General features: G+C 60.8%; 22 protein-coding genes. 11 read left to right on the plus strand and 11 right to left on the minus strand.

Features of this window, described 5'->3' with window-relative positions:
• Positions 1-63 precede the first annotated feature (63 nt).
• Positions 64-1,038 (minus strand): cysteine synthase A, encoded by a 975-nt coding sequence (cysK, locus tag HX790_RS03115; RefSeq protein ID WP_099548669.1) that lies wholly within the window; start codon positions 1,036-1,038, stop codon positions 64-66.
• Positions 1,039-1,162: 124 nt separating this feature from the next.
• Between cysK and HX790_RS03120 the strand changes: the two genes are divergently transcribed.
• From HX790_RS03120 to HX790_RS03130, 3 genes are all read left to right on the plus strand, one after another.
• Positions 1,163-2,239, plus strand: a complete 1,077-nt coding sequence (locus HX790_RS03120) for a DUF748 domain-containing protein (RefSeq protein ID WP_176991224.1) — start codon at positions 1,163-1,165, stop codon at positions 2,237-2,239.
• Between the two features lie 238 nt (positions 2,240-2,477).
• On the plus strand, positions 2,478-3,323 hold the full coding sequence (locus HX790_RS03125; RefSeq protein ID WP_017137402.1) for a MoxR family ATPase: 846 nt from the start codon (positions 2,478-2,480) through the stop codon (positions 3,321-3,323).
• Positions 3,323-4,501: a VWA domain-containing protein gene (locus HX790_RS03130; protein WP_176991225.1), complete on the plus strand. Its 1,179-nt coding sequence runs from the start codon at positions 3,323-3,325 to the stop codon at positions 4,499-4,501. The genes HX790_RS03125 and HX790_RS03130 overlap by 1 nt, the downstream gene beginning before the upstream one ends.
• Positions 4,502-4,607: 106 nt before the next feature.
• On the opposite strand, the gene HX790_RS03135 is transcribed toward HX790_RS03130, so the two are convergent.
• From HX790_RS03135 to HX790_RS03145, 3 genes are read right to left on the minus strand one after another with little or no spacing between them, the layout of a single operon-like run.
• Positions 4,608-5,522 carry a biotin-dependent carboxyltransferase family protein gene (locus HX790_RS03135; RefSeq protein ID WP_169985547.1) on the minus strand — a complete coding sequence of 305 codons (915 nt, stop codon included), beginning with the start codon at positions 5,520-5,522 and terminating at the stop codon, positions 4,608-4,610.
• On the minus strand, positions 5,519-6,223 hold the full coding sequence (pxpB, locus tag HX790_RS03140) for a 5-oxoprolinase subunit PxpB (protein WP_169985545.1): 705 nt from the start codon (positions 6,221-6,223) through the stop codon (positions 5,519-5,521). Before pxpB ends, HX790_RS03135 begins: the two co-directional genes overlap by 4 nt.
• The gene (locus tag HX790_RS03145; RefSeq protein WP_017137398.1) at positions 6,220-6,960 is read right to left on the minus strand and encodes a 5-oxoprolinase subunit PxpA; all 741 of its coding nucleotides are present in this window, start codon (positions 6,958-6,960) and stop codon (positions 6,220-6,222) included. Before HX790_RS03145 ends, pxpB begins: the two co-directional genes overlap by 4 nt.
• A gap of 175 nt (positions 6,961-7,135) precedes the next feature.
• Here HX790_RS03145 and HX790_RS03150 point away from each other — a divergent pair, with 175 nt between their 5' ends.
• Positions 7,136-8,050 (plus strand): LysR family transcriptional regulator, encoded by a 915-nt coding sequence (locus HX790_RS03150; RefSeq protein WP_017137397.1) that lies wholly within the window; start codon positions 7,136-7,138, stop codon positions 8,048-8,050.
• 109 nt (positions 8,051-8,159) lie between these two features.
• Here the strand turns inward: HX790_RS03150 and HX790_RS03155 are convergent, their stop codons facing one another.
• From HX790_RS03155 to HX790_RS03165, 3 genes are read right to left on the minus strand one after another with little or no spacing between them, the layout of a single operon-like run.
• Positions 8,160-8,702, minus strand: coding sequence for a DUF2937 family protein (locus HX790_RS03155; protein WP_099548664.1), 543 nt, complete (start codon positions 8,700-8,702; stop codon positions 8,160-8,162).
• 11 nt (positions 8,703-8,713) lie between these two features.
• Positions 8,714-9,490 (minus strand): class II glutamine amidotransferase, encoded by a 777-nt coding sequence (locus HX790_RS03160; protein ID WP_017137395.1) that lies wholly within the window; start codon positions 9,488-9,490, stop codon positions 8,714-8,716.
• Positions 9,491-9,520: 30 nt separating this feature from the next.
• Positions 9,521-10,057: a hypothetical protein gene (locus HX790_RS03165; RefSeq protein WP_017137394.1), complete on the minus strand. Its 537-nt coding sequence runs from the start codon at positions 10,055-10,057 to the stop codon at positions 9,521-9,523.
• A 21-nt stretch (positions 10,058-10,078) separates the two neighbouring features.
• Between HX790_RS03165 and HX790_RS03170 the strand changes: the two genes are divergently transcribed.
• Together HX790_RS03170 and HX790_RS03175 are read left to right on the plus strand one after the other, a co-directional pair.
• On the plus strand, positions 10,079-12,121 hold the full coding sequence (locus HX790_RS03170) for a S9 family peptidase (protein WP_170040555.1): 2,043 nt from the start codon (positions 10,079-10,081) through the stop codon (positions 12,119-12,121).
• A gap of 70 nt (positions 12,122-12,191) precedes the next feature.
• Complete coding sequence (locus HX790_RS03175) at positions 12,192-12,665, plus strand: cyclic nucleotide-binding domain-containing protein (protein ID WP_017137392.1); 474 nt, start codon at positions 12,192-12,194, stop codon at positions 12,663-12,665.
• On the opposite strand, the gene HX790_RS03180 is transcribed toward HX790_RS03175, so the two are convergent.
• The gene (locus HX790_RS03180) at positions 12,662-12,946 is read right to left on the minus strand and encodes a hypothetical protein (RefSeq protein ID WP_026013726.1); all 285 of its coding nucleotides are present in this window, start codon (positions 12,944-12,946) and stop codon (positions 12,662-12,664) included. The two genes, HX790_RS03175 and HX790_RS03180, sit on opposite strands and share 4 nt — an antisense overlap.
• 78 nt (positions 12,947-13,024) lie before the next feature.
• On the opposite strand from HX790_RS03180, the gene HX790_RS03185 reads away from it, so the two are divergent.
• Complete coding sequence (locus HX790_RS03185) at positions 13,025-13,711, plus strand: spermidine synthase (protein WP_099548662.1); 687 nt, start codon at positions 13,025-13,027, stop codon at positions 13,709-13,711.
• 140 nt (positions 13,712-13,851) lie between these two features.
• On the opposite strand, the gene HX790_RS03190 is transcribed toward HX790_RS03185, so the two are convergent.
• Positions 13,852-14,772 (minus strand): ParB/Srx family N-terminal domain-containing protein, encoded by a 921-nt coding sequence (locus tag HX790_RS03190; protein ID WP_099485661.1) that lies wholly within the window; start codon positions 14,770-14,772, stop codon positions 13,852-13,854.
• Positions 14,773-14,923: 151 nt separating this feature from the next.
• Between HX790_RS03190 and HX790_RS03195 the strand changes: the two genes are divergently transcribed.
• The 3 genes from HX790_RS03195 to HX790_RS03205 all read left to right on the plus strand — a co-directional run bounded on the left by HX790_RS03195 (position 14,924) and on the right by HX790_RS03205 (position 16,337).
• Positions 14,924-15,298 carry a YajD family HNH nuclease gene (locus tag HX790_RS03195; protein ID WP_003210675.1) on the plus strand — a complete coding sequence of 125 codons (375 nt, stop codon included), beginning with the start codon at positions 14,924-14,926 and terminating at the stop codon, positions 15,296-15,298.
• 162 nt (positions 15,299-15,460) lie between these two features.
• On the plus strand, positions 15,461-15,928 hold the full coding sequence (locus HX790_RS03200) for an RNA methyltransferase (RefSeq protein WP_003189607.1): 468 nt from the start codon (positions 15,461-15,463) through the stop codon (positions 15,926-15,928).
• A 67-nt stretch (positions 15,929-15,995) separates the two neighbouring features.
• Positions 15,996-16,337, plus strand: coding sequence for a DUF2892 domain-containing protein (locus HX790_RS03205; RefSeq protein ID WP_017137388.1), 342 nt, complete (start codon positions 15,996-15,998; stop codon positions 16,335-16,337).
• Positions 16,338-16,388: 51 nt separating this feature from the next.
• Here HX790_RS03205 and HX790_RS03210 read toward each other — a convergent pair whose 3' ends face one another.
• Both HX790_RS03210 and HX790_RS03215 read right to left on the minus strand, forming a co-directional pair.
• Positions 16,389-17,609 (minus strand): hypothetical protein, encoded by a 1,221-nt coding sequence (locus tag HX790_RS03210; RefSeq protein ID WP_176991226.1) that lies wholly within the window; start codon positions 17,607-17,609, stop codon positions 16,389-16,391.
• Positions 17,610-17,621: 12 nt separating this feature from the next.
• On the minus strand, positions 17,622-18,071 hold the full coding sequence (locus HX790_RS03215; protein ID WP_017137386.1) for a YcgN family cysteine cluster protein: 450 nt from the start codon (positions 18,069-18,071) through the stop codon (positions 17,622-17,624).
• A 153-nt stretch (positions 18,072-18,224) separates the two neighbouring features.
• Between HX790_RS03215 and HX790_RS03220 the strand changes: the two genes are divergently transcribed.
• The gene (locus HX790_RS03220) at positions 18,225-18,809 is read left to right on the plus strand and encodes a nitroreductase family protein (protein ID WP_017137385.1); all 585 of its coding nucleotides are present in this window, start codon (positions 18,225-18,227) and stop codon (positions 18,807-18,809) included.
• Positions 18,810-18,942: the final 133 nt, after the last annotated feature.

Below are 18,942 nucleotides of genomic sequence, written 5' to 3' on the forward strand. Positions count from 1 at the left end.
TCGTCGGGTTTAGGGCTGCTTCGCAGCCCAGCGCAGGGCAAGCCTGCTCGCCACAGGAGATCATCACGCCTGGGTTTCTTGATCGGTAAACAGATCGCTGAACAACATGCTCGACAGGTAACGCTCGCCGGAGTCCGGCAGGATCACCACGATGGTCTTGCCCTGCATTTCCGGCTTCTCGGCCAGACGCACGGCCACCGCCATGGCGGCGCCGCAGGAGATACCGCACAAAATCCCCTCTTCCTGCATCAGGCGCAGGGCCATGGCCTTGGATTCGTCGTCGGTCACCAGCTCCACGCGGTCAACCATCGACAGGTCGAGGTTTTTCGGCACAAACCCGGCGCCGATGCCCTGGATCTTGTGCGGGCTCGGCTTGATCTCCTCACCGGCCAGCGCCTGGGTGATCACCGGCGATACCCTCGGCTCAACCGCCACCGACAGAATCGGCTTGCCCGCAATGTTCTTGATATAGCGCGAAACGCCAGTAATGGTGCCGCCAGTGCCCACGCCCGCCACCAGCACGTCCACGGCGCCATCGGTGTCGTTCCAGATTTCCGGGCCGGTGGTTTTCTCGTGAATAGCCGGGTTGGCCGGGTTTTCGAACTGGGCCGGCATAAAGTAGGTGGCCGGGTCGCTGGCGACAATCTCGCCAGCCTTGTCGATAGCGCCTTTCATGCCCTTGGCCGGCTCAGTCAGCACCAACTCGGCGCCCAGGGCCTTGAGCACTTTGCGTCGCTCGATGCTCATGGAGGCCGGCATGGTCAGCAGCAGCTTGTAGCCACGGGCGGCGGCGACAAATGCCAGGCCGATGCCGGTGTTGCCGGAGGTCGGTTCGACAATGGTCATGCCCGGCTTGAGTTTGCCGGTGCTTTCGGCGTCCCAGATCATGTTGGCGCCAATGCGGCACTTCACCGAGTAACCCGGGTTACGCCCCTCGATCTTGGCCAGGATGGTCACGCCACGCGGCGCAATGCGGTTGATCTGCACCAGGGGCGTGTTACCGATGGAGTGCGCGTTGTCGGCAAAGATACGGCTCATGACGGGTCCTTAAGGCAATTTCAAGAAGGCCCCAAGGGTATGCCTCAGGCCTTTGGGCGTCCAGTCAGAGGAACGTTGCGCCCGCGCGTGCGGTCCATCGCCTATACCGTTGGAGAGCATTGACATGAAACGTCGCTACAGTGGGCTGCTATGGATCGTCGCCGTACTGGTGGTAGCACTGATCGCCCTGGACCTGGCCCTGCCCTATCTGGTGCGCAATTACCTGAACGACAAGCTGGCCGACATGGGCGATTACCGTGGCCAGGTCACTGACGTGGACCTGGCCTTGTGGCGTGGCGCCTACCGCATTAATGGCCTGAAAATCGTCAAGGTCGACGGTAAAGTACCTGTGCCGTTCGTCAACGCGCCGCTGATTGAATTTGCCGTCAGCTGGCACTCGCTGTGGTACGACCATGCCGTCGTCGCCGAGGGCCATTTCGTAAAGCCTGAAATCAACTTCGTCGACGGCGGTGCCAACAAACAGGCGTCCCAAACCGGTAAAGGCACCGACTGGCAGCAACAGTTGAAAAAACTGCTGCCGATCACGCTGAATGAAGTGCGCATTGAAGATGGCAAGATCGCCTTTCATAATTTCAGCTCCAAGCCCCAGGTGAACATCAAGGCCACCGAGGTCAATGCCAGTCTGTACAACCTGACCAACGTGGTAGACCTCAAAGGCAAACGCGACGCGCGATTCGAAGGCAAGGCCCTGCTGCAGGGCCAGGCCCCTATGGAGGCCAACGCAACCTTTGATCCTTTAAATAATTTTGAAGACTTCGAATTCCGCTTCCGCGCCCGCGACTTGCAACTTAAACGCATGAACGACTTCGCCTCGGCCTATGGCAAATTCGACTTCAAGGCTGGCACCGGCGACGTGGTGATTGAAGCCCAAGCGGAAAAAGGCCAGCTCACTGGCTATATCAAGCCGCTGCTGCGCGATGTAGAAGTGTTCGACTGGAAACAGGACGTGGAGAACAAGGACAAAAACATCTTCCGCTCGATCTGGGAAGCCGTGGTAGGCACCAGCGAAACCGTGCTCAAGAACCAGAACAAAAACCAGTTTGCCACCCGCGTGGAACTCAGTGGCAGCGTGCATCAGCAAGATATCAGCGCGTTCTCCGCATTTTTGGCGATTTTGCGTAATGGCTTCATCCAGGCGTTCAATGCGCGCTACGAACAACCCAAGCCTTCCGCCAACTAACCCTGGGAGCTGGCTTGTGTGGGAGCTGGCTTGCCTGCGATAGCATCAACTCAGTCTGCCTGAATCACCGAGGTGCTCGCATCGCAGGCAAGCCAGCTCCCACATAAGCATCAGCATAACCCCCGCCCGTTGGCCTGCGATGTGACCGGCCATTCAGAGACTGAATAACCCGTCTGCGTTCACAGTCGCCGGGGCTGCGCGGTATAGTCCGGGCATTGATGAATTCGAGGAATGACCGATGAAGTTCGAAGGCACCCAGGCCTATGTGGCTACCGATGACCTGAAACTGGCCGTCAACGCCGCCATCACCCTGGAGCGGCCGCTGCTGGTCAAGGGCGAACCGGGCACCGGCAAGACCATGCTCGCCGAGCAATTGGCCGAGTCCTTTGGTGCCAAGCTCATCACCTGGCACATCAAGTCGACCACCAAGGCGCATCAGGGCCTGTATGAGTACGATGCGGTCAGCCGCCTGCGCGACTCGCAACTGGGCAACGAGAAAGTCCACGATGTGCGCAATTACCTGAAAAAGGGCAAGCTCTGGGAAGCCTTCGAGTCCGAGGAGCGCGTGATCCTGCTGATCGATGAAATCGACAAGGCCGACATCGAGTTCCCCAACGACCTGCTGCAAGAACTCGACAAGATGGAGTTCTACGTCTACGAAATCGACGAGACCATCAAGGCCAAGAAACGCCCGATCATCATCATTACCTCCAACAACGAAAAAGAGCTGCCGGACGCGTTCCTGCGCCGCTGCTTCTTCCATTACATTGCGTTCCCCGACCGCAGCACCCTGCAAAAGATCGTCGACGTGCACTACCCCGATATCAAGAAGGATTTGGTCAGCGAAGCGCTGGACGTGTTCTTCGACGTGCGCAAAGTGCCGGGCCTGAAGAAAAAGCCGTCCACCTCCGAACTGGTCGACTGGCTCAAGCTGCTGATGGCCGACAACATCGGCGAAGCGGTGCTGCGCGAGCGCGACCCGACCAAGGCTATTCCGCCGCTGGCCGGTGCCCTGGTCAAGAACGAGCAAGACGTGCAGTTGCTGGAGCGTCTGGCGTTCATGAGCCGTCGCGGTAATCGCTGATGCTGCTCAACCTGTTCAACGAGATGCGCGCCGCCAAGGTGCCGGTGTCGGTGCGCGAGCTGCTCGACCTGATCAGCGCGCTTAAACAGCGCGTGGTCTTCGCTGACATGGACGAGTTTTATTACTTGGCCCGGGCGATCCTGGTCAAGGACGAACGGCACTTCGACAAATTCGACCGTGCGTTCGGCGCCTATTTCAATGGGCTGGAAAAGCTCGACGACCACCTGCAGGCGTTGATCCCTGAAGAATGGCTGCGCAAGGAATTCGAACGCTCGCTGACCGATGAGGAACGCGCGCAGATCCAGTCCCTTGGCGGCCTGGACAAGTTGATCGAAGAATTCAAGAAACGCCTGGAAGAACAGAAAGAACGCCACGCCGGCGGCAACAAGTGGATCGGCACCGGCGGCACCAGCCCGTTTGGCTCCGGCGGCTATAACCCGGAAGGTATCCGGGTTGGTGATGCCGGCAAACGCCAGGGCAAAGCCGTAAAGGTCTGGGACCAGCGCGAATACAAGAATCTCGACGATCAGGTCGAGCTGGGCACGCGCAATATCAAGATCGCCCTGCGCCGCCTGCGCAAGTTTGCGCGTCAGGGTGCGGCTGAAGAGCTGGATATCGACGGCACCATCGACCACACGGCGCGGGATGCCGGCTTGCTGAATATCCAGATGCGCCCGGAGCGGCGCAACACCATCAAGCTGTTGCTGCTGTTCGATATCGGCGGCTCGATGGACGCTCACGTGAAGATCTGCGAAGAGCTGTTTTCGGCGTGCAAAACCGAGTTCAAGCACCTGGAGTACTTCTACTTCCACAACTTCGTGTACGAGTCGGTGTGGAAGAACAACCAGCGCCGCACTTCAGAGCGCACCTCTACCCAGGACCTGCTGCACAAGTACGGCGCCGACTACAAAGTGATCTTTATCGGCGATGCGTCGATGGCGCCGTATGAAATCACCCAGGCCGGCGGCAGTGTCGAGCACTGGAACGAGGAGCCTGGGTATGTGTGGATGCAGCGCTTCATGGCCAAGTACAAGAAGCTGATCTGGATTAACCCGTACCCGAAAGACACTTGGGGCTATACGGCGTCGACGGGGATTGTGCGCGAGTTGGTGGAGGATCAGATGTATCCGCTGACGTTGCGTGGGCTGGAAGAAGGCATGCGTTTTCTGTCTAAGTAGGTGGTGTATTCACTGACGCTATCGCAGGCAAGCCAGCTCCCACAGGGGAGTGCATTCCAAAGTTGAAATGCATTCCCCTGTGGGAGCTGGCTTGCCTGCGATGCTTTTAGCGATTCAAAAACCGCTGCAAAAACTCGATGTGCTGCCGATGCGCAGTCTCCTGCACCACTGGCGCCAGCCTCACCTTCTCCCCCGGCAAACACTGCGCCAGCCGCGCCAATGCCAACGGCGTCAGTGCGCCCAAACGCGGATAGCCGCCAATGGTCTGCCGATCATTGAGCAACACAATCGGCTGCCCATCCGGCGGCACCTGGATCGCGCCCAACGGGATGCCTTCAGAGATCAACGACGGCCCCTGGTACTGCAACGGCGTGCCCAGCAGGCGCATGCCCATGCGGTCGGCGCGGCTGTCCAGCGACCAGTCGGTATTGAATGCATCGAACAGGCTCTGCCCACTGAACTGGCCGATCTGCGCGCCGACAATCACGTCCAGCGGCGCTTTTGCCGGCAGATCAGGCGTGCTCAGCACGTTCATCGCGCCGCCCGTACCGGAATAAACCAACCGCCCGCCTTCGGCCAAGGCCTTGCCGAAACCGTCCAGCCCACCTAATGCCTCACGTACCACCGTGGAACAACTGCCCAGCACAGCCGGCGCATCAAACCCGCCGGGCGCCGCCAGGTAAGCCCGCGCACCACTGAATGGCTGGGTAAAGCGCAGACGCTGACCCTTTTGCAGGATAAAACTGCGCCCGGGACTGATGGCGCGTTCGTCGATATAGGCGCCCAAATCCGCCCCGGCCAATGCCAGCAAACAATAGTCTTCGGCCTGCACGGTAAACCCGCCCAGGGTGATTTCCACCACCGGCGCATCCAGCGTATTACCCAGCAGCCAATTGGCCCAAGACATCGACACCCAGTCCAGCGCACCGCCCTGGGTCACGCCCAGGTGGCGCACGCCAAAGCGTCCGGCGTCCTGTAACAGGCACAGCGGCGTGCTGGCCTCGATCAACAAGCGGCTCATGCCTGCGCCTCCAACGGCGTGTCATCGCCACCCAAATGGATGAATTCGGCGTGGCCGACCGCTTCGAAACGCACGGTATCGCCCGGCTGCATCAGGCTGTAGCCGTCACGCTCGCGGTCGAACAGTTTGGCCGGGGTGCGACCGATCAGGTTCCAGCCGCCCGGCGACACCACCGGGTAGGCGGCGGTTTGCCGCTCGGCAATGCCGACACTGCCGGCCGCCACGCGTTTACGCGGCGTGTTGAGGCGTGGTGTGGCGAGGATTTCGTCGACCAAGCCCATAAAGGCAAAACCGGGCGCGAAGCCGAGGGCAAAAACTTGGTATTCGTGGGCACTGTGGCGATGGATCACCTGCTCGATCGACAACCCGCTGCGCTGGCTGAGCAACGTCAGTTCCGGGCCGACACTCAGGTCGTACCACACCGGCAACACGTGGCACTGGCCGCTGCCCTGCGCCTGGGGTTGCAAGTCAGTCAGCGCGCGGTCGATCAGTTCCCGCGCCTGGGCCGGGCTTAACGCTGTGAGGTCGTAATGCACCATCAAGGTGGTGTAGGACGGCACCAGATCCACCAGCGCGTCACCAAAACCTTCACGCAGACGTTGGGTGGCGGCGAGCATCCACGGCATGTTGGCTTCCGCAATCACCTCAAACAGACGCACCATCAGGCAGTCGATGGCCACCACTTCAATGCGTGGCTTCATGCTGGTTTCAACGCCTCGCGGATGCGCTGCACAGCGGCGATCGAGCTGGCGTTGTCGCCGTGTACGCACAGGGTGTTGGCCTGCAACACCAGAGCGCTGCCGTCGCTGGCCGTCAGGGCTTGCCCACGGGAAATGGTCAGGGCTTGCTGCACGATGGTGTCGGCGTCGTGATGGACCGCGCCCGGCAACTGACGCGAAACCAGATGGCCCTTAGGGTCATAGGCGCGATCAGCGAAGGCTTCGAACCACAGTGTCAGGCCGAATTCATCGCCCATCGCCTGGGCCTCGCTGTTGTCGCTTTTGGCCAGCAACATCAAGGGCAAATCGCCATACGCGGCCACAGCCTGCATCACCGCTCGCAGTTGCGCCGGTTTGGCCATCATGTCGTTGTACAGCGCACCATGGGGTTTGACGTAGCTGACGCGGGTACCCTGCGCACGGCAGATGCCCTCAAGGGCGCCGATCTGGTAGTGCATGAGGTCCTGGATTTCCTGCGGCGTATAGGCCATGGAACGGCGGCCGAACCCTTGCAGGTCCTGGTAGGCCGGGTGCGCACCTATTTGCACGCCATGCTTGAGTGCCAGGCTGACGGTCTGGCGCATGATGCTCGGGTCGCCGGCATGAAAACCACAGGCCACGTTGGCGCAATCGATGAACGGCATGACCTCGGCGTCCAGACCCAGGGTCCAGTTACCAAAGCTTTCGCCGATGTCGCAATTCAAAAGCAGACGGCTCACGGTGGTTGCTCCTGTAGGCTTTGTATTTTTTGTAGTGTGGGATTTTTTACGCAGAACTCGCAACTTGTCCTGACACCCTAACGGCGCTTATCGTGGAATGCCTCGATTTTTGGCGTTTGCCGGGTGCGGCGTCCAACTAATAAAAACCGATCCAAGCATAAGAAAAGTTGATCCCATGAATTTGAAGTTCCTCGAAACTTTCGTCTGGGTGGCCAAGCTCAAGAGCTTTCGCCTGACCGCCGAAAAGCTGTTCACCACCCAGGCCTCGATTTCCAGCCGCATCGCCGTGCTCGAAAGCGAACTGGGTGTGAAGCTGTTTCTGCGCGATTCACGCGGCGTCAGCCTGACCCCGGAAGGCTTGAAGGTGCTCGATTATGCCGAGCAGATGATGGTCACAATGCAGGGCTTGAAGCAGTCCCTGGAGACCACCAGCAGCAAGGTGGGGCGCATCCGCATCGGTGCCATGGACACGGTGATCCACACCTGGCTGAGCCCATTGGTGGCGCAATTGATGGATCACTTCCCGCGGGTAGAAATCGAACTGGTCGCCGATACGGCGCTTAACCTCAGCGATCAGCTGCAAAAAGGCTTCCTCGACCTGATCCTGCAAACCGACCTGCTGCGCCTGGAAACCGTGCGCAGCCTGGAGCTGGCCAGCCACCCCATGGCCTGGATAGTCGCCAGCCACTCCATCTACAACCGTGACTACGCCTCCCTCGCCGAACTGGCCCAGGAGCGCATCATCACCTACTCGAAAAATTCCCACCCACACCAGGATGTGCTGAGCCTGATGCAGGCCAACGGGGTGGCCTCGCCACGCATGAACTGTGTGAACTCGGTGTCGGCGATTACCCGCTTGCTACGCGATGGCTTCGGGATTGGCGCGTTACCGCCGGTGCTGGTGATGGAGGAATTGGCCAGTGGGGAGTTGGTGATGCTGCCAATGGCGCAACGCTTGCCGAACTTGCAGGTGGTGGTGTCGTGGCGTGTGGGGGTGGAGTTGGTGGAGGAGATTGTGGGGTTGTGCCAGAAGGTGGTGGCGCGGTATGCCGAGGAAGTGGGCGAAGAAAGGATGGTACTAAGCCAATGATCTTTCCCACGCTCCGCGTGGGAACGCAGCCCGGGACGCTCTGCGTCCCAAAGCCTGACGCAGAGCGTCACAAGAGGCATTCCCACGCAGAGCGTGGGAACGATCATCTTTAGAGGCCTTTAAGGTCGCGCTCTTCAATCGGCCGGCTCTGGCGCAGGCGCTTGCCGCCCAACACCACCCAGTCGATCAGGCGAAACAGGCATTCGATGCCGAACGACAACAGCATCGCCCCGCCCAAACCCCAGCCCATCGCCTCAGGCGTCAGCAAAATCTGGTAGCTGTAGCCATTCCAGGTTTCCAGGCGGATATCCGGGTCGGCAGCCACCGCCACTTGCAGCGCGCGGATGTACCACGGGCCTTGCATGGCCTGGAACTGCTTGTCCAACGCCACCTGACGATCGAGCAAAGTGCCCAGGCTGTTGGCATCGCTGCGAAACACCGGGTCATCACTGGCGCGGTAATGGGCCACCAACGCCTGCAAGTCCCCATTGAAGAACTGCTGCGCCGTGGCATCAAAGCCGCGCAGGCCGGTCTGGGCTTCGATCAAATGGGCTTCAACGCGCTTGGCGTAGTCGTTGATAAACCCCGGCACTTGCACGCCGACCAACAAGCCAATGGCAAACAGCACCAACCGCAGATAACTGAGCAACATGGTCGATATCCTTACTCGGTAACGCCTTGGCTGACGCATTCACCGCGTCGCCACAGGCTCCATTGGCCCGGTTCGTAGCGGGTCCAGTTTTCATTGTCGGTCAAGGGCTCGGTGGCGATCACCGTGACTACGTCATCAGGCGTGGTTTCGGCCTGAAAATCGACGATCACGTCGACATCTTTCAAACGCGCCGGGCCAAACGGGGCGCGCCGGGTAATCTGCGCCAGTTTGGTCGAGCAGTAGCAAAACAGCCAGTCGCCGTCGCTGAGCAGGCAGTTGAACACGCCTTTGCTGCGGTATTCGGCGCACGCGGCGATCAGGTCCGGCAGCACCTGCTCGATCTCCACCGGCTCCGGAAAGGCTTCGCGAACGCGATTGAGCAGGTCGCAGAACGCCGCTTCGCTGTCGGTGTCGCCCACCGGCCGGTAGAACGTGGCGCGCGGGTTGAAGTCGGCCAATTGGCCGTTATGCGCAAAGCACCAGTTACGGCCCCAGAGTTCACGCACGAACGGGTGCGTGTTGGCCAGGCTCACCTTGCCCACATTGGCCTGGCGGATATGGCCGATCACCACTTCACTTTTGATTGGATAACGCTGCACCAGCAGGGCGACTTCCGACTCGCTGCTCGCGGCCGGGTCCTGGAACAGCCGCAGGCCACGGCCTTCGTAAAACGCGATACCCCAACCGTCGCGGTGGGGGCCGGTACGCCCGCCCCGCTGCATCAGCCCGGTAAAGCTGAACACGATATCGGTGGGGACGTTGGCACTCATGCCCAATAATTCACACATGCCAGGGCTCTCGCTGCAGGGCTTACAACGTTAAAGACGCGGCTCAACCCGCAGATTGCCGGCAGGCGGCGGGCGACGGAAAGGTTCGTCGTCTTCGTCTACCGGCTCGGCGGCCAGTGCGGCGTCGGCGGCGGCCTTGCGCTCACGGCGGGCGTTGGCGGCACGCTCGATGGGCCAGCGGATCAACACGAACACGATATACACGCCAAACGCGATCATCGTGTACATGAACAGGTCGGAGATGGCCCGCCAGGCGTTATTGCCCACGTGCAGCACCAGGTCCAGGGCGGTAATGGCCACGGCTGGCGCAAACTGGGTCTTGACCGGGTCGACGATGGTCGGGCTGAACAGCAACACCGCCATCAACAATTGCAGCGGCTCACGCAGCCAGCGCCAGATCCAGCGGGTCATGCGCCACCACACCAACAGGCAGCCCAAAGCGGCGAAGGCGTAAAGGCCCCAAGCGGTCAGATAGTCGTTCTCGGTCATGGTGTCCATGGCAAGGCTGGCAAAGAGGCGGCTATGATAACGGCTTTTGCGTGTCTCGGCTGCAATGCCTGCCACCATCCGCCAGACAGAGAGTGATCCATGCCTATATCGACTGCCCCGATCGCCCGCAAGGCCCAAGGCCCGGACCCGTATGCCTGGCTGCAGGAACGTGACACACCTGAAGTCCTCGATTACCTCAAAGCCGAAAACGCCTGGCAGGAAGACCAGCTCGCCGGCCAGCAAGCCCTGCGTCAAAGCCTGTTCGAAGAAATCAAGGGCCGCATCCTGGAAACCGACCTGTCGTTGCCTTCGCCGTGGGGCCCGTACCTGTATTACACACGCACCACCGCCGGTGATGAATACGCCCGCCACTACCGCTGCCGTCGCCCGGCGGATGACAGCAACACGGTGGACGAAAGCAGCGAAGAATTGCTGCTGGACCCGAATGTGCTGGCAAACGGCGGCTTTTTCTCCCTGGGCGCGTTCAGCATCAGCCCCGACCACCTGCGCCTGGCCTACAGCCTCGACACCAGCGGTGAAGAGATTTACACCCTGTACGTGAAGGAATTGGCCACCGGCAAGGTCAGCGAACTGGAGTTTGAAGACTGCGACGGCAGCATGACCTGGGCCAACGACAGCCTGACGCTGTTCTTCGGCGAACTGGACGACACCCATCGCCCGCACAAGCTTTACCGCTACCGCCTGGATGGCACGGCAGCGCAGGAAGTGTTCCACGAGCCCGACGGGCGGTTCTTCCTGCATTGCTACCGCTCCAGCTCCGAGCGCCAATTGCTGCTGGCCCTGGGCAGCAAGACCACCAGCGAAATCTGGGCGCTGGACGCCGACCAGCCACAGCAGGCTTTCACCTGCCTGGCGCCACGGGTCGAAGACCATGAATACGATGTCGACCACGGCATGCTGGATGACCAATGGACCTGGTTTATCCGCAGCAACCGTGACGGCATCAACTATGCGCTGTTCATCGCCGCCGACACTGGCAGTGTGCCAAGCGAGGATCAATGGCAGAACCTGGTCCCCCACAGCGATGACGTGATGCTCGACGGCGTGACCCTCAATGCCAGCGCCATGACCTTGAGTCTGCGTATCGGCGGCCTGCCGGTGATCGAAGTGCACCCGCAGGGTTCGAGCGCCTACCGCGTGGAATTGCCTGACGCCGCCTACAGCCTTTACGTGCAGAACAGCCTGGAATTTGCCAGCGACAAGATCCGCCTGCGTTATGAAGCCCTGAACCGTCCGGCCCAGGTGCGCCAGCTTGAACTGGCCAGCGGCGCGCAGGTGGTGCTCAAGGAAACCCCGGTACTCGGTGTGTTCAACGCCGACGATTATGTCAGCCAACGGCTGTGGGCGACTTCTGCAGATGGCACTCAGGTGCCGATCAGCCTGGTGGTCAAGCGTGATCAGCTTGGCCAACCCACGCCGCTGTACCTCTATGGCTACGGCGCCTACGGCTCAAGCCTCGACCCTTGGTTTTCCCATGCGCGCCTGAGTTTGCTGGAGCGTGGCGTGGCATTTGCCATCGCGCATGTACGCGGCGGCGGTGAGCTGGGTGAAGCCTGGTACCGCAATGGCAAGCAGGAACACAAACAGAACACGTTCAGCGACTTTATCGCCTGCGCCGAGCACTTGATCGCCGAAGGGCTGACCACCTCCAAGCAGCTGGCTATCAGCGGCGGCAGTGCCGGCGGCCTGTTGATCGGCGCGGTGCTCAATCAACGCCCGGAGCTGTTCCAGGCGGCGATTGCCGAAGTGCCGTTCGTCGACGTGCTCAACACCATGCTCGACCCGGAACTGCCGCTGACCATTACCGAGTACGACGAGTGGGGCAACCCGCAAGAGCCCGAGGTGTATGAACGCATCAAGGCCTACGCGCCCTATGAAAACGTCCAGGCCCAGGCTTACCCGCACATGCTGGTGATTGCCGGCTACAACGACAGCCGCGTGCAGTATTGGGAAGCGGCCAAGTGGGTGGCCAAATTGCGCGACACCAAAACCGACCACAACCTGTTGCTGCTCAAGACTGAACTCGGTGCCGGCCATGGCGGGATGAGCGGGCGTTACCAGGGATTACGTGACGTAGCGCTCGAATATGGATTTGTCTTCAAGGCCCTGGGGCTCGTTTAAGGAACTTAGCAAGGCGGTCCTGTCTGAACACAAGACCGCCCGACTTGATTGATGGACCAAGATTGCAGCTATGCCACTACCGACTCTGATGAACAACGAAATCCGCGACATGCTCATGGATTGCGGCCTGTTCGACCCGCTGTTACCGGAAGATTTTCACGTGGCCGCCGGCTACTTCAATATCAGCAGCATTGCCCGCGATGAGGTGATTTTCCTCGAGGGCGATGCGGGCACCTTCATGTGCATCCTGCACAGCGGCCAGGTGGCCGTGCAAAAAACCAATCACACCGGCCAGCGCCTGACCATCGCCACCCTGCGCAGTGGCCGGGCTTTTGGCGAGATGGCCGTGCTTGACGGCGAGCGGCGCTCCGCCAGTTGCGTGGCCGCCAGTGATTGCGTGCTGTTGAACCTGGGCAAAGATGCGCTGGAAAAAATGCTCAACGAAGCCCCCAGGGTAGCGGCCAAGATCATTCGCGCGATTGCGATTGCCTTGTCCAAGCGCCTGCGCATGGCCGACGGGCAATTACTGTCCCAGCAATTTTAACCGCCGGGCGTCTTCGGCTTGCTGTCATTTTGCAGCAGGCCAGGCACCGTCTGATCCTTGGGCGGCGTTGGCAACACAATCGGCACCAGCGCCGGTGAGCCGTTCGCGGTGGTTTTGGGCGCCACGGGCGGAGTGACTTGCGGGTACAAGGTGGGCGTCGGCGTGCCCGGCGCACCGGGGGTTGGCGTAGGCGCCACGGGCACGGTTTGCGCCTCTTGCGCCTGCGCCGCACCCAATGTGAGCGCGCTCAACGCAATGACCGTTAGAATGCTGCACTTCATCGATGGCTCCATGGCCTGACCGGAATGTCGTAAGGCTACTCCCAACCGCGCAAGAATGCCCTTCCCAATGAGATTTCCATGAAACGTTTCGTTCTGCTCGACACCACCCCAATCCCCGACAACGGCGGTGCCTTGTGCCTGTTCGAATACGGCGAGGATTTTGTCATCAAGATCCAGGGCGGTGACGGCGGCCAGTTGATGAACACGCGCATGCATGGTTCCGAAGACGCGCTGGCGGAGATTCCTTGCCGTAAAGTCGCCGGTCGGCCGGGTTCGCGGGTGCTGATCGGCGGCCTGGGCATGGGCTTTACCCTGGCCTCGGCACTCAAGCATTTGGGCAAGGGCGCTGAAGTGGTGGTAGCGGAATTGGTGCCTGGCGTAGTGGAATGGAACCGTGGCCCACTGGGGGAAAAATCCGGCCGCCCGCTGCTGGACCCACGCACGGTGATCCGCATGGAAGACGTGGCCAAGGTGCTGCAGGCCGAGCCGCAAGGCTTTGACGCGATCATGCTGGATGTGGACAACGGCCCCGAAGGCCTGACGCAAAAAGCCAACAGTTGGCTGTATTCGGCCGGTGGCCTGGCCGCGTGTGCCAAAGCGCTGCGGCCTAAAGGCGTGCTGGCGGTGTGGTCAGCCAGCGCCGACAAGCTGTTCAGCGACAAACTGCGCAAGGCCGGGTTCAAGGCCGAGGAAGTGCAGGTGTTCGCCCATGGCAACAAGGGCACCCGGCATACCATCTGGATTGCCGAGAAGCTCAAGGGCTGAGGCCCCCAGACACCACAAATTCCCTGTGGGAACTGGCTTGTGTGGGAGCTGGCTTGCCTGCGATGCCGGCACCTCGGTGATTCAGGTAGAACGAGGTGATGCAATCGCAGGCAAGCCAGCTCCCACATTTTGGTTCTGCGTCAGTTTCGGGATTTTCGGTAATCGATCACATACGGCACTTTTTTCTCGAAGGTCTTGTCCAGCTCGCCCTGGTCCAGTTGGGTCATACCGCCCAGTTGCCTGGCAGTAAAACCGCTGCTGCCCACCTGCGAACCCGGCGCCAGGCTGACCATGCGCTTGGCAACCGCCTCAATCGCATCCTTGTAGCCGCCCTTCTTGTTCAGGTTGTACGCCTTCAAATCAATCTGCGTACGCAGCCAGTTGCCCCAGTAGAACTCCAGGAATTCCGGCGCAATCGCGCCATCGTCCGGCTTGCCATAGGCGGCCTTGCGGGTGAAATACACCAGGCTGCGAAACGTGTCGTCCTGCAGGTTCTTGAAGCCCAGGTGCGCAGGCAGCTGTTGCGGCGGCAGGGTCTGGCCTTGATTGTCCTTGAGCCAGACCTTGCGGGCCGCTTCCATGCGCTGCCAGAAGGTGTTCATGTCGGCACTGTTGCTGAAGTCATCGGTTACCTTGACCCACATTTTCAGCTGCGGGCCGCCGCCGGGCACTTCCCACAAGGTGGTAAAACTATGGTGACCGTCGGTCAGGTACAACTGGCCACCGGGGCCGACCACCACGGTTTTCATGTCGTCGGGGTGGGTGCCCACCGGGTCTTTGCAGGTGAAGCTGTCGGGTTGGTGCAGGTCGGCTTTCTTCGGCACGTTGTCGGCGGCGCCCTGGCCGTTGGTTTCGCAGTATTCGTCGAACACCTTGGCCGGTTTGTCGGCGAACAGCCCCAGGCTGTAGTAGATCTGGTCAAAGCCCACCACGGCCTGGGTCGGGTGCAGTTGCTCAAGGGCCACCTCGATCACCTGGCCGGGCTTGGGTGTGGAGAACGCCTGGGCTTGAGCGGCCAGCACGCTGAGCAGCAGGGCTGCGGTCCATGTGTACACACGCATAGGTTTCAGATCCTTGTGAAGTGAATGTGCCGATACTACAAACGTTCGCTCAAGCGCAGCTGTACCGCGGCTGAAAAAGCCAGCGGTCATTTGCCTCGCGAGCGGCTAGAATCAACCCTATCCGTGAACCCCCAAATAGCCAGGAGCCATGATGAGCTCGACCAACCCGCCCTCCCACACCGCCAAGCTGGACCGCATCCTCGCCGATGCCCAGCGCGACCGGGAAATGGGCTACCGCGACAAAGCCTTGAAGATGTACCCGCACGTGTGCGGCCGCTGTGCCCGTGAGTTTGCCGGCAAACGCTTGAGCGAACTGACCGTACACCATCGCAACCACAATCATGATGACAACCCCCAGGACGGTTCCAACTGGGAGTTGCTGTGCCTGTACTGCCACGACAACGAACACTCGCGCTACACCGACCAGCAGTATTTCGGCGAAGGCTCCACCAGCAGCCCGACGATTGCCAAGGCGACGCACAACCCGTTTGCGGCGTTGGCGGGGTTGATGAAAAAGGACGACTGAAGCCCTTCTTTGTCTGTGCGGGCCTCATCGCAGGCAAGCCAGCTCCCACAGGGGAATGCATTCCAAGTGTGGGAGCCGGGCTTGCCCGCGATAGCGATCGCCCAAGCAACACATGCCTCCAAGGCCGTATAATCGCGGTTTTCCTCCAAGGCACCCTTCCCCGTGGGCAATAAACGCTACAGCTGCATCGGTCTGTATAACCCCAAATCCCCCGAAAACGTCGGCTCGGTGATGCGCGCCGCCGGCTGCTACGGCGTGGCCTCGGTGTTTTACACCGGCGTGCGTTACGAGCGCGCCCGGGACTTCATCACCGACACCAAGAAGGTCCACCACGACATTCCGTTGATCGGCATCGATGACTTGAAAAAGATCCTGCCGCTGGGCTGTATCCCGGTCGCCGTGGAGCTGGTGGAAGGCGCCCGCCCGCTGCCCGAATACACGCACCCGGACCGCGCGCTGTACATCTTCGGCCCCGAAGACGGCTCGCTGGACAAAGAGATCCGCGACTGGTGTGAAGACGTGGTGTACATCCCGACCACCGGCTGCATGAACCTTGCAGCCACCGTCAATGTGGTGCTGTACGACCGTCTGGCCAAGGGCAACAACACCCGCTCAGGCCCCAAGTACTGATATTTCGGGAACATCCGGCGCCTGCAAACAGTCAGCTACTTACACTTGCCTTTGTTGGAGACAAACCATGAGCGACAGCAAAACCCTGCGACCTATCATCGAACACCTGCAGCCAGCCCCCAAAAGCGAGCAAAACGTACACGGGTCGGAACGCATTCTTTCGGTGGCCGGCGGTGTGATGATGGTCGGCAAAGGCCTGCGCCGTGGCGGCATCTTCGGGCTGATCCAGGTGGCGATTGGTGGCGTGGCGCTGGTGCGCGGCGTGACCGGGCACAGCTCGCTCAAGGACAAGCTGGAGCAAGGCCGCCAGGAAATGAACAGTGTGCGCACCAAGATCGAACGCGCGGGCGAAGAGTTGAAGAACTTGAAGACCAAGGCTGAAGTGGCGGCAGAGAAAGCCACTAAATAGCCCGGCCAACCCCAATCAACTGTGGGAGCCAGCTCCCACAGTTGTTTTGGGTCAACGCAATAATTTGTTGTCCAGCACCACCGACGACTCGCCGATCACACTTTCAGCCAACTGCACAAACTGCGCCGTATTAACACTGTTCGCCCGCATCACCGCCTGCGCCAGATCATCCAGCGAACGTTTGTTGTGGGTCTTTACGCGGATCTCGCGGTCCAGCTCCTGCAACACCAGCACCGCCCGCGCCACGGTCGCAGCGTTGACTTGATTGCCGCGCAGGCTGATCACGCCCTTGCCTTCCTTGTCCAACCGCGTCTGTATCGCCGCATACCGCTCATCGGTAATGCCGCCGGCACGCCGCAGCAGTTCAATGGCGTAATACTCGCCCAACCCTTCGCTGATCCAGTCACTTGTATCGTGGTCGTTAAAACGGCCAATGGCTTGCACCACTTCGCGCAGCAATGGGCTGCTGCCGTTTTCGCTGATCAGCGGCGTGCGGCTGTTAAGGTAAATCGAATCGCGCGATGAGAAAGCGCCACGGCGCATCGGGTCGCTGGCGCCGACGATCAACAGCTTGGCAGGATGGCGTGGCAGTGCGGCTTCGACTTGCGGCCAGACGAACGTCAGCAGCGTCAGCACGTCCATCCGGCGCATAGCCTGCCCCTTGGGCGAGGCCACGGTGACGTCGGTTTCACCCAGGCGCACGCGACGACTGCCGAGGCTGCCAGCGAGCATCCAGCCGGTAGGCCGGTCGAACAGGCGGGACACATTGTCGATACGGAATTTGTGCTTGCCGATACGCGGCCAGGCGGTTTCGACGCTCTTCCAGCCGGCCGGCAATTCAAACATCAGGCGCGACACCAACTCGGTACCGTCCTGCTGGTCCAGCCGCGCAACCGGCACCAGGTCTTCGCCGCGAAACAGCGCCCAGCTCGGCGTCATCCGCGCCTCATACACGCCCGCCTTGCGCGCATGGGCGAGGCGCACGCGGTAAGTCAGGCTGGCTTTGTCGGCGCTGGGTTGCCACAGGCCACGGCTGCCGGTGACCTGCCATTGGCCGTCGGCCTTGAAGTCACTGTAGTCGCCGTCACGGCCCAGGTCGAAGTTCAGGCTGCGCACAGCCGAGCCCTGGGACAGGCTCACGCGGACCTCGGCCTGATCACTCTGGGGCAGCAGCTTGACGTGATAATCGAGGTCGACTTTCTTCGCGCACCACGCAGGCAGGCTCAGTGCCAGCAGCACCAAGGATGCCGCCAGCCGGGTTGCCACCCTCATACACACTCCTTTTCAGCCTGCGCGGAAGATCAGGTAATCCTCCCAGTCATCTTCGGGCACGCTGCCTTCGGCGAGCATGCGCCCGGACTGGGAAATGCGTTCATGGTGCACAGCATCGCGGTCGCCACACACCAGGTGATGCCACAGCGGCAAGTCCTTGCGTTCGCTGACCAGGCGGTAGCCGCAGGTCGGCGGCAGCCATTTGAACTGGTCGGCCTGGCCCGGCGTGAGCTGGATGCAATCGGGCACCGAGGCGCGGCGGTTGGTGTAGTCGCTGCACTGACAGGTTTTCAGGTCGAGCAATTTGCAGGCGATGCGCGTGTAATAGACGCTGTTGTCTTCTTCATCCTCAAGCTTTTGCAGGCAGCACAGGCCACAGCCGTCGCACAACGACTCCCACTCCTCCTGGTCGAGGTGTTCAAGGGTTTTGCGTATCCAGAAAGGTTCGACTTTGGCGGCCATGGCTCTACATCAGTATCGGAAGGTGAAAAGGCCGCCAGTCTAGTGCCCAAGGCGCCTGGGGCCAAGCGCTTACGACTGGCGGTGTAACAACACTTGTCAGTCTAGTGGGCGCGCAGTAGCTTTGAAGGCCGAATTGACGATCAGGAACTGCCCATGACACGCGTTGCCGATTACCCGATCCACACCCAATTCACCGAGCGCTGGTCGCCCCGCGCCTTTACCGGCGAAAGCATCCCGCAGGAGACGCTGCTGAGCTTCTTCGAAGCCGCACGCTGGGCGCCGTCGGCCTACAACTCGCAGCCATGGCGCTTTCTCTACGCGCGCCGCGACACGCCGAACTGGGAGCGTTTCCTGGGGTTGCTCAATGAATTCAACCGTGGTTGGGCGCAACACGCGTCGGCCCTGGTGATCATCGCTTCAAAAACCGACTTTACCGCCCCCGGCGCCAGCGAAGAAACCCCGGCGCTGTGGCACACCTTCGACACCGGTTCGGCGTGGGGCCACCTGGCGCTGCAAGCCAGCCTCAGCGGCTGGCACACCCACGGCATGGCCGGTTTCGATCAGGAGCTGACCCGCAAAGAGCTGAAGATTCCAGAAGGTTATGCCCTGCACGCGGCTGTGGCCGTGGGCAAGCTGGGGGACAAGTCGAGCTTGCCGGAGTACCTGCAAGGTCGTGAAGCGCCAAGCCCGCGTCGGCCGCTGAGCGAACTGGTGTCCGAGGGTGATTTCAGCCTGTAAGCCTTGCATAGATCCAATATGTGCGGGCTTGTGTGGGAGCTGGTTTGTATGGGAGCTGGCTTGCCTGCGATGAAGGCACCTCGGTGAATCAGGTAGACCGAGGTGATGCTATCGCAGGCAAGCCAGCTCCCAC

The sequence above is a fragment of the Pseudomonas sp. IPO3747 genome, assembly GCF_013385245.1.
Classification (GTDB): Bacteria; Pseudomonadota; Gammaproteobacteria; order Pseudomonadales; family Pseudomonadaceae; genus Aquipseudomonas; species Aquipseudomonas edaphica.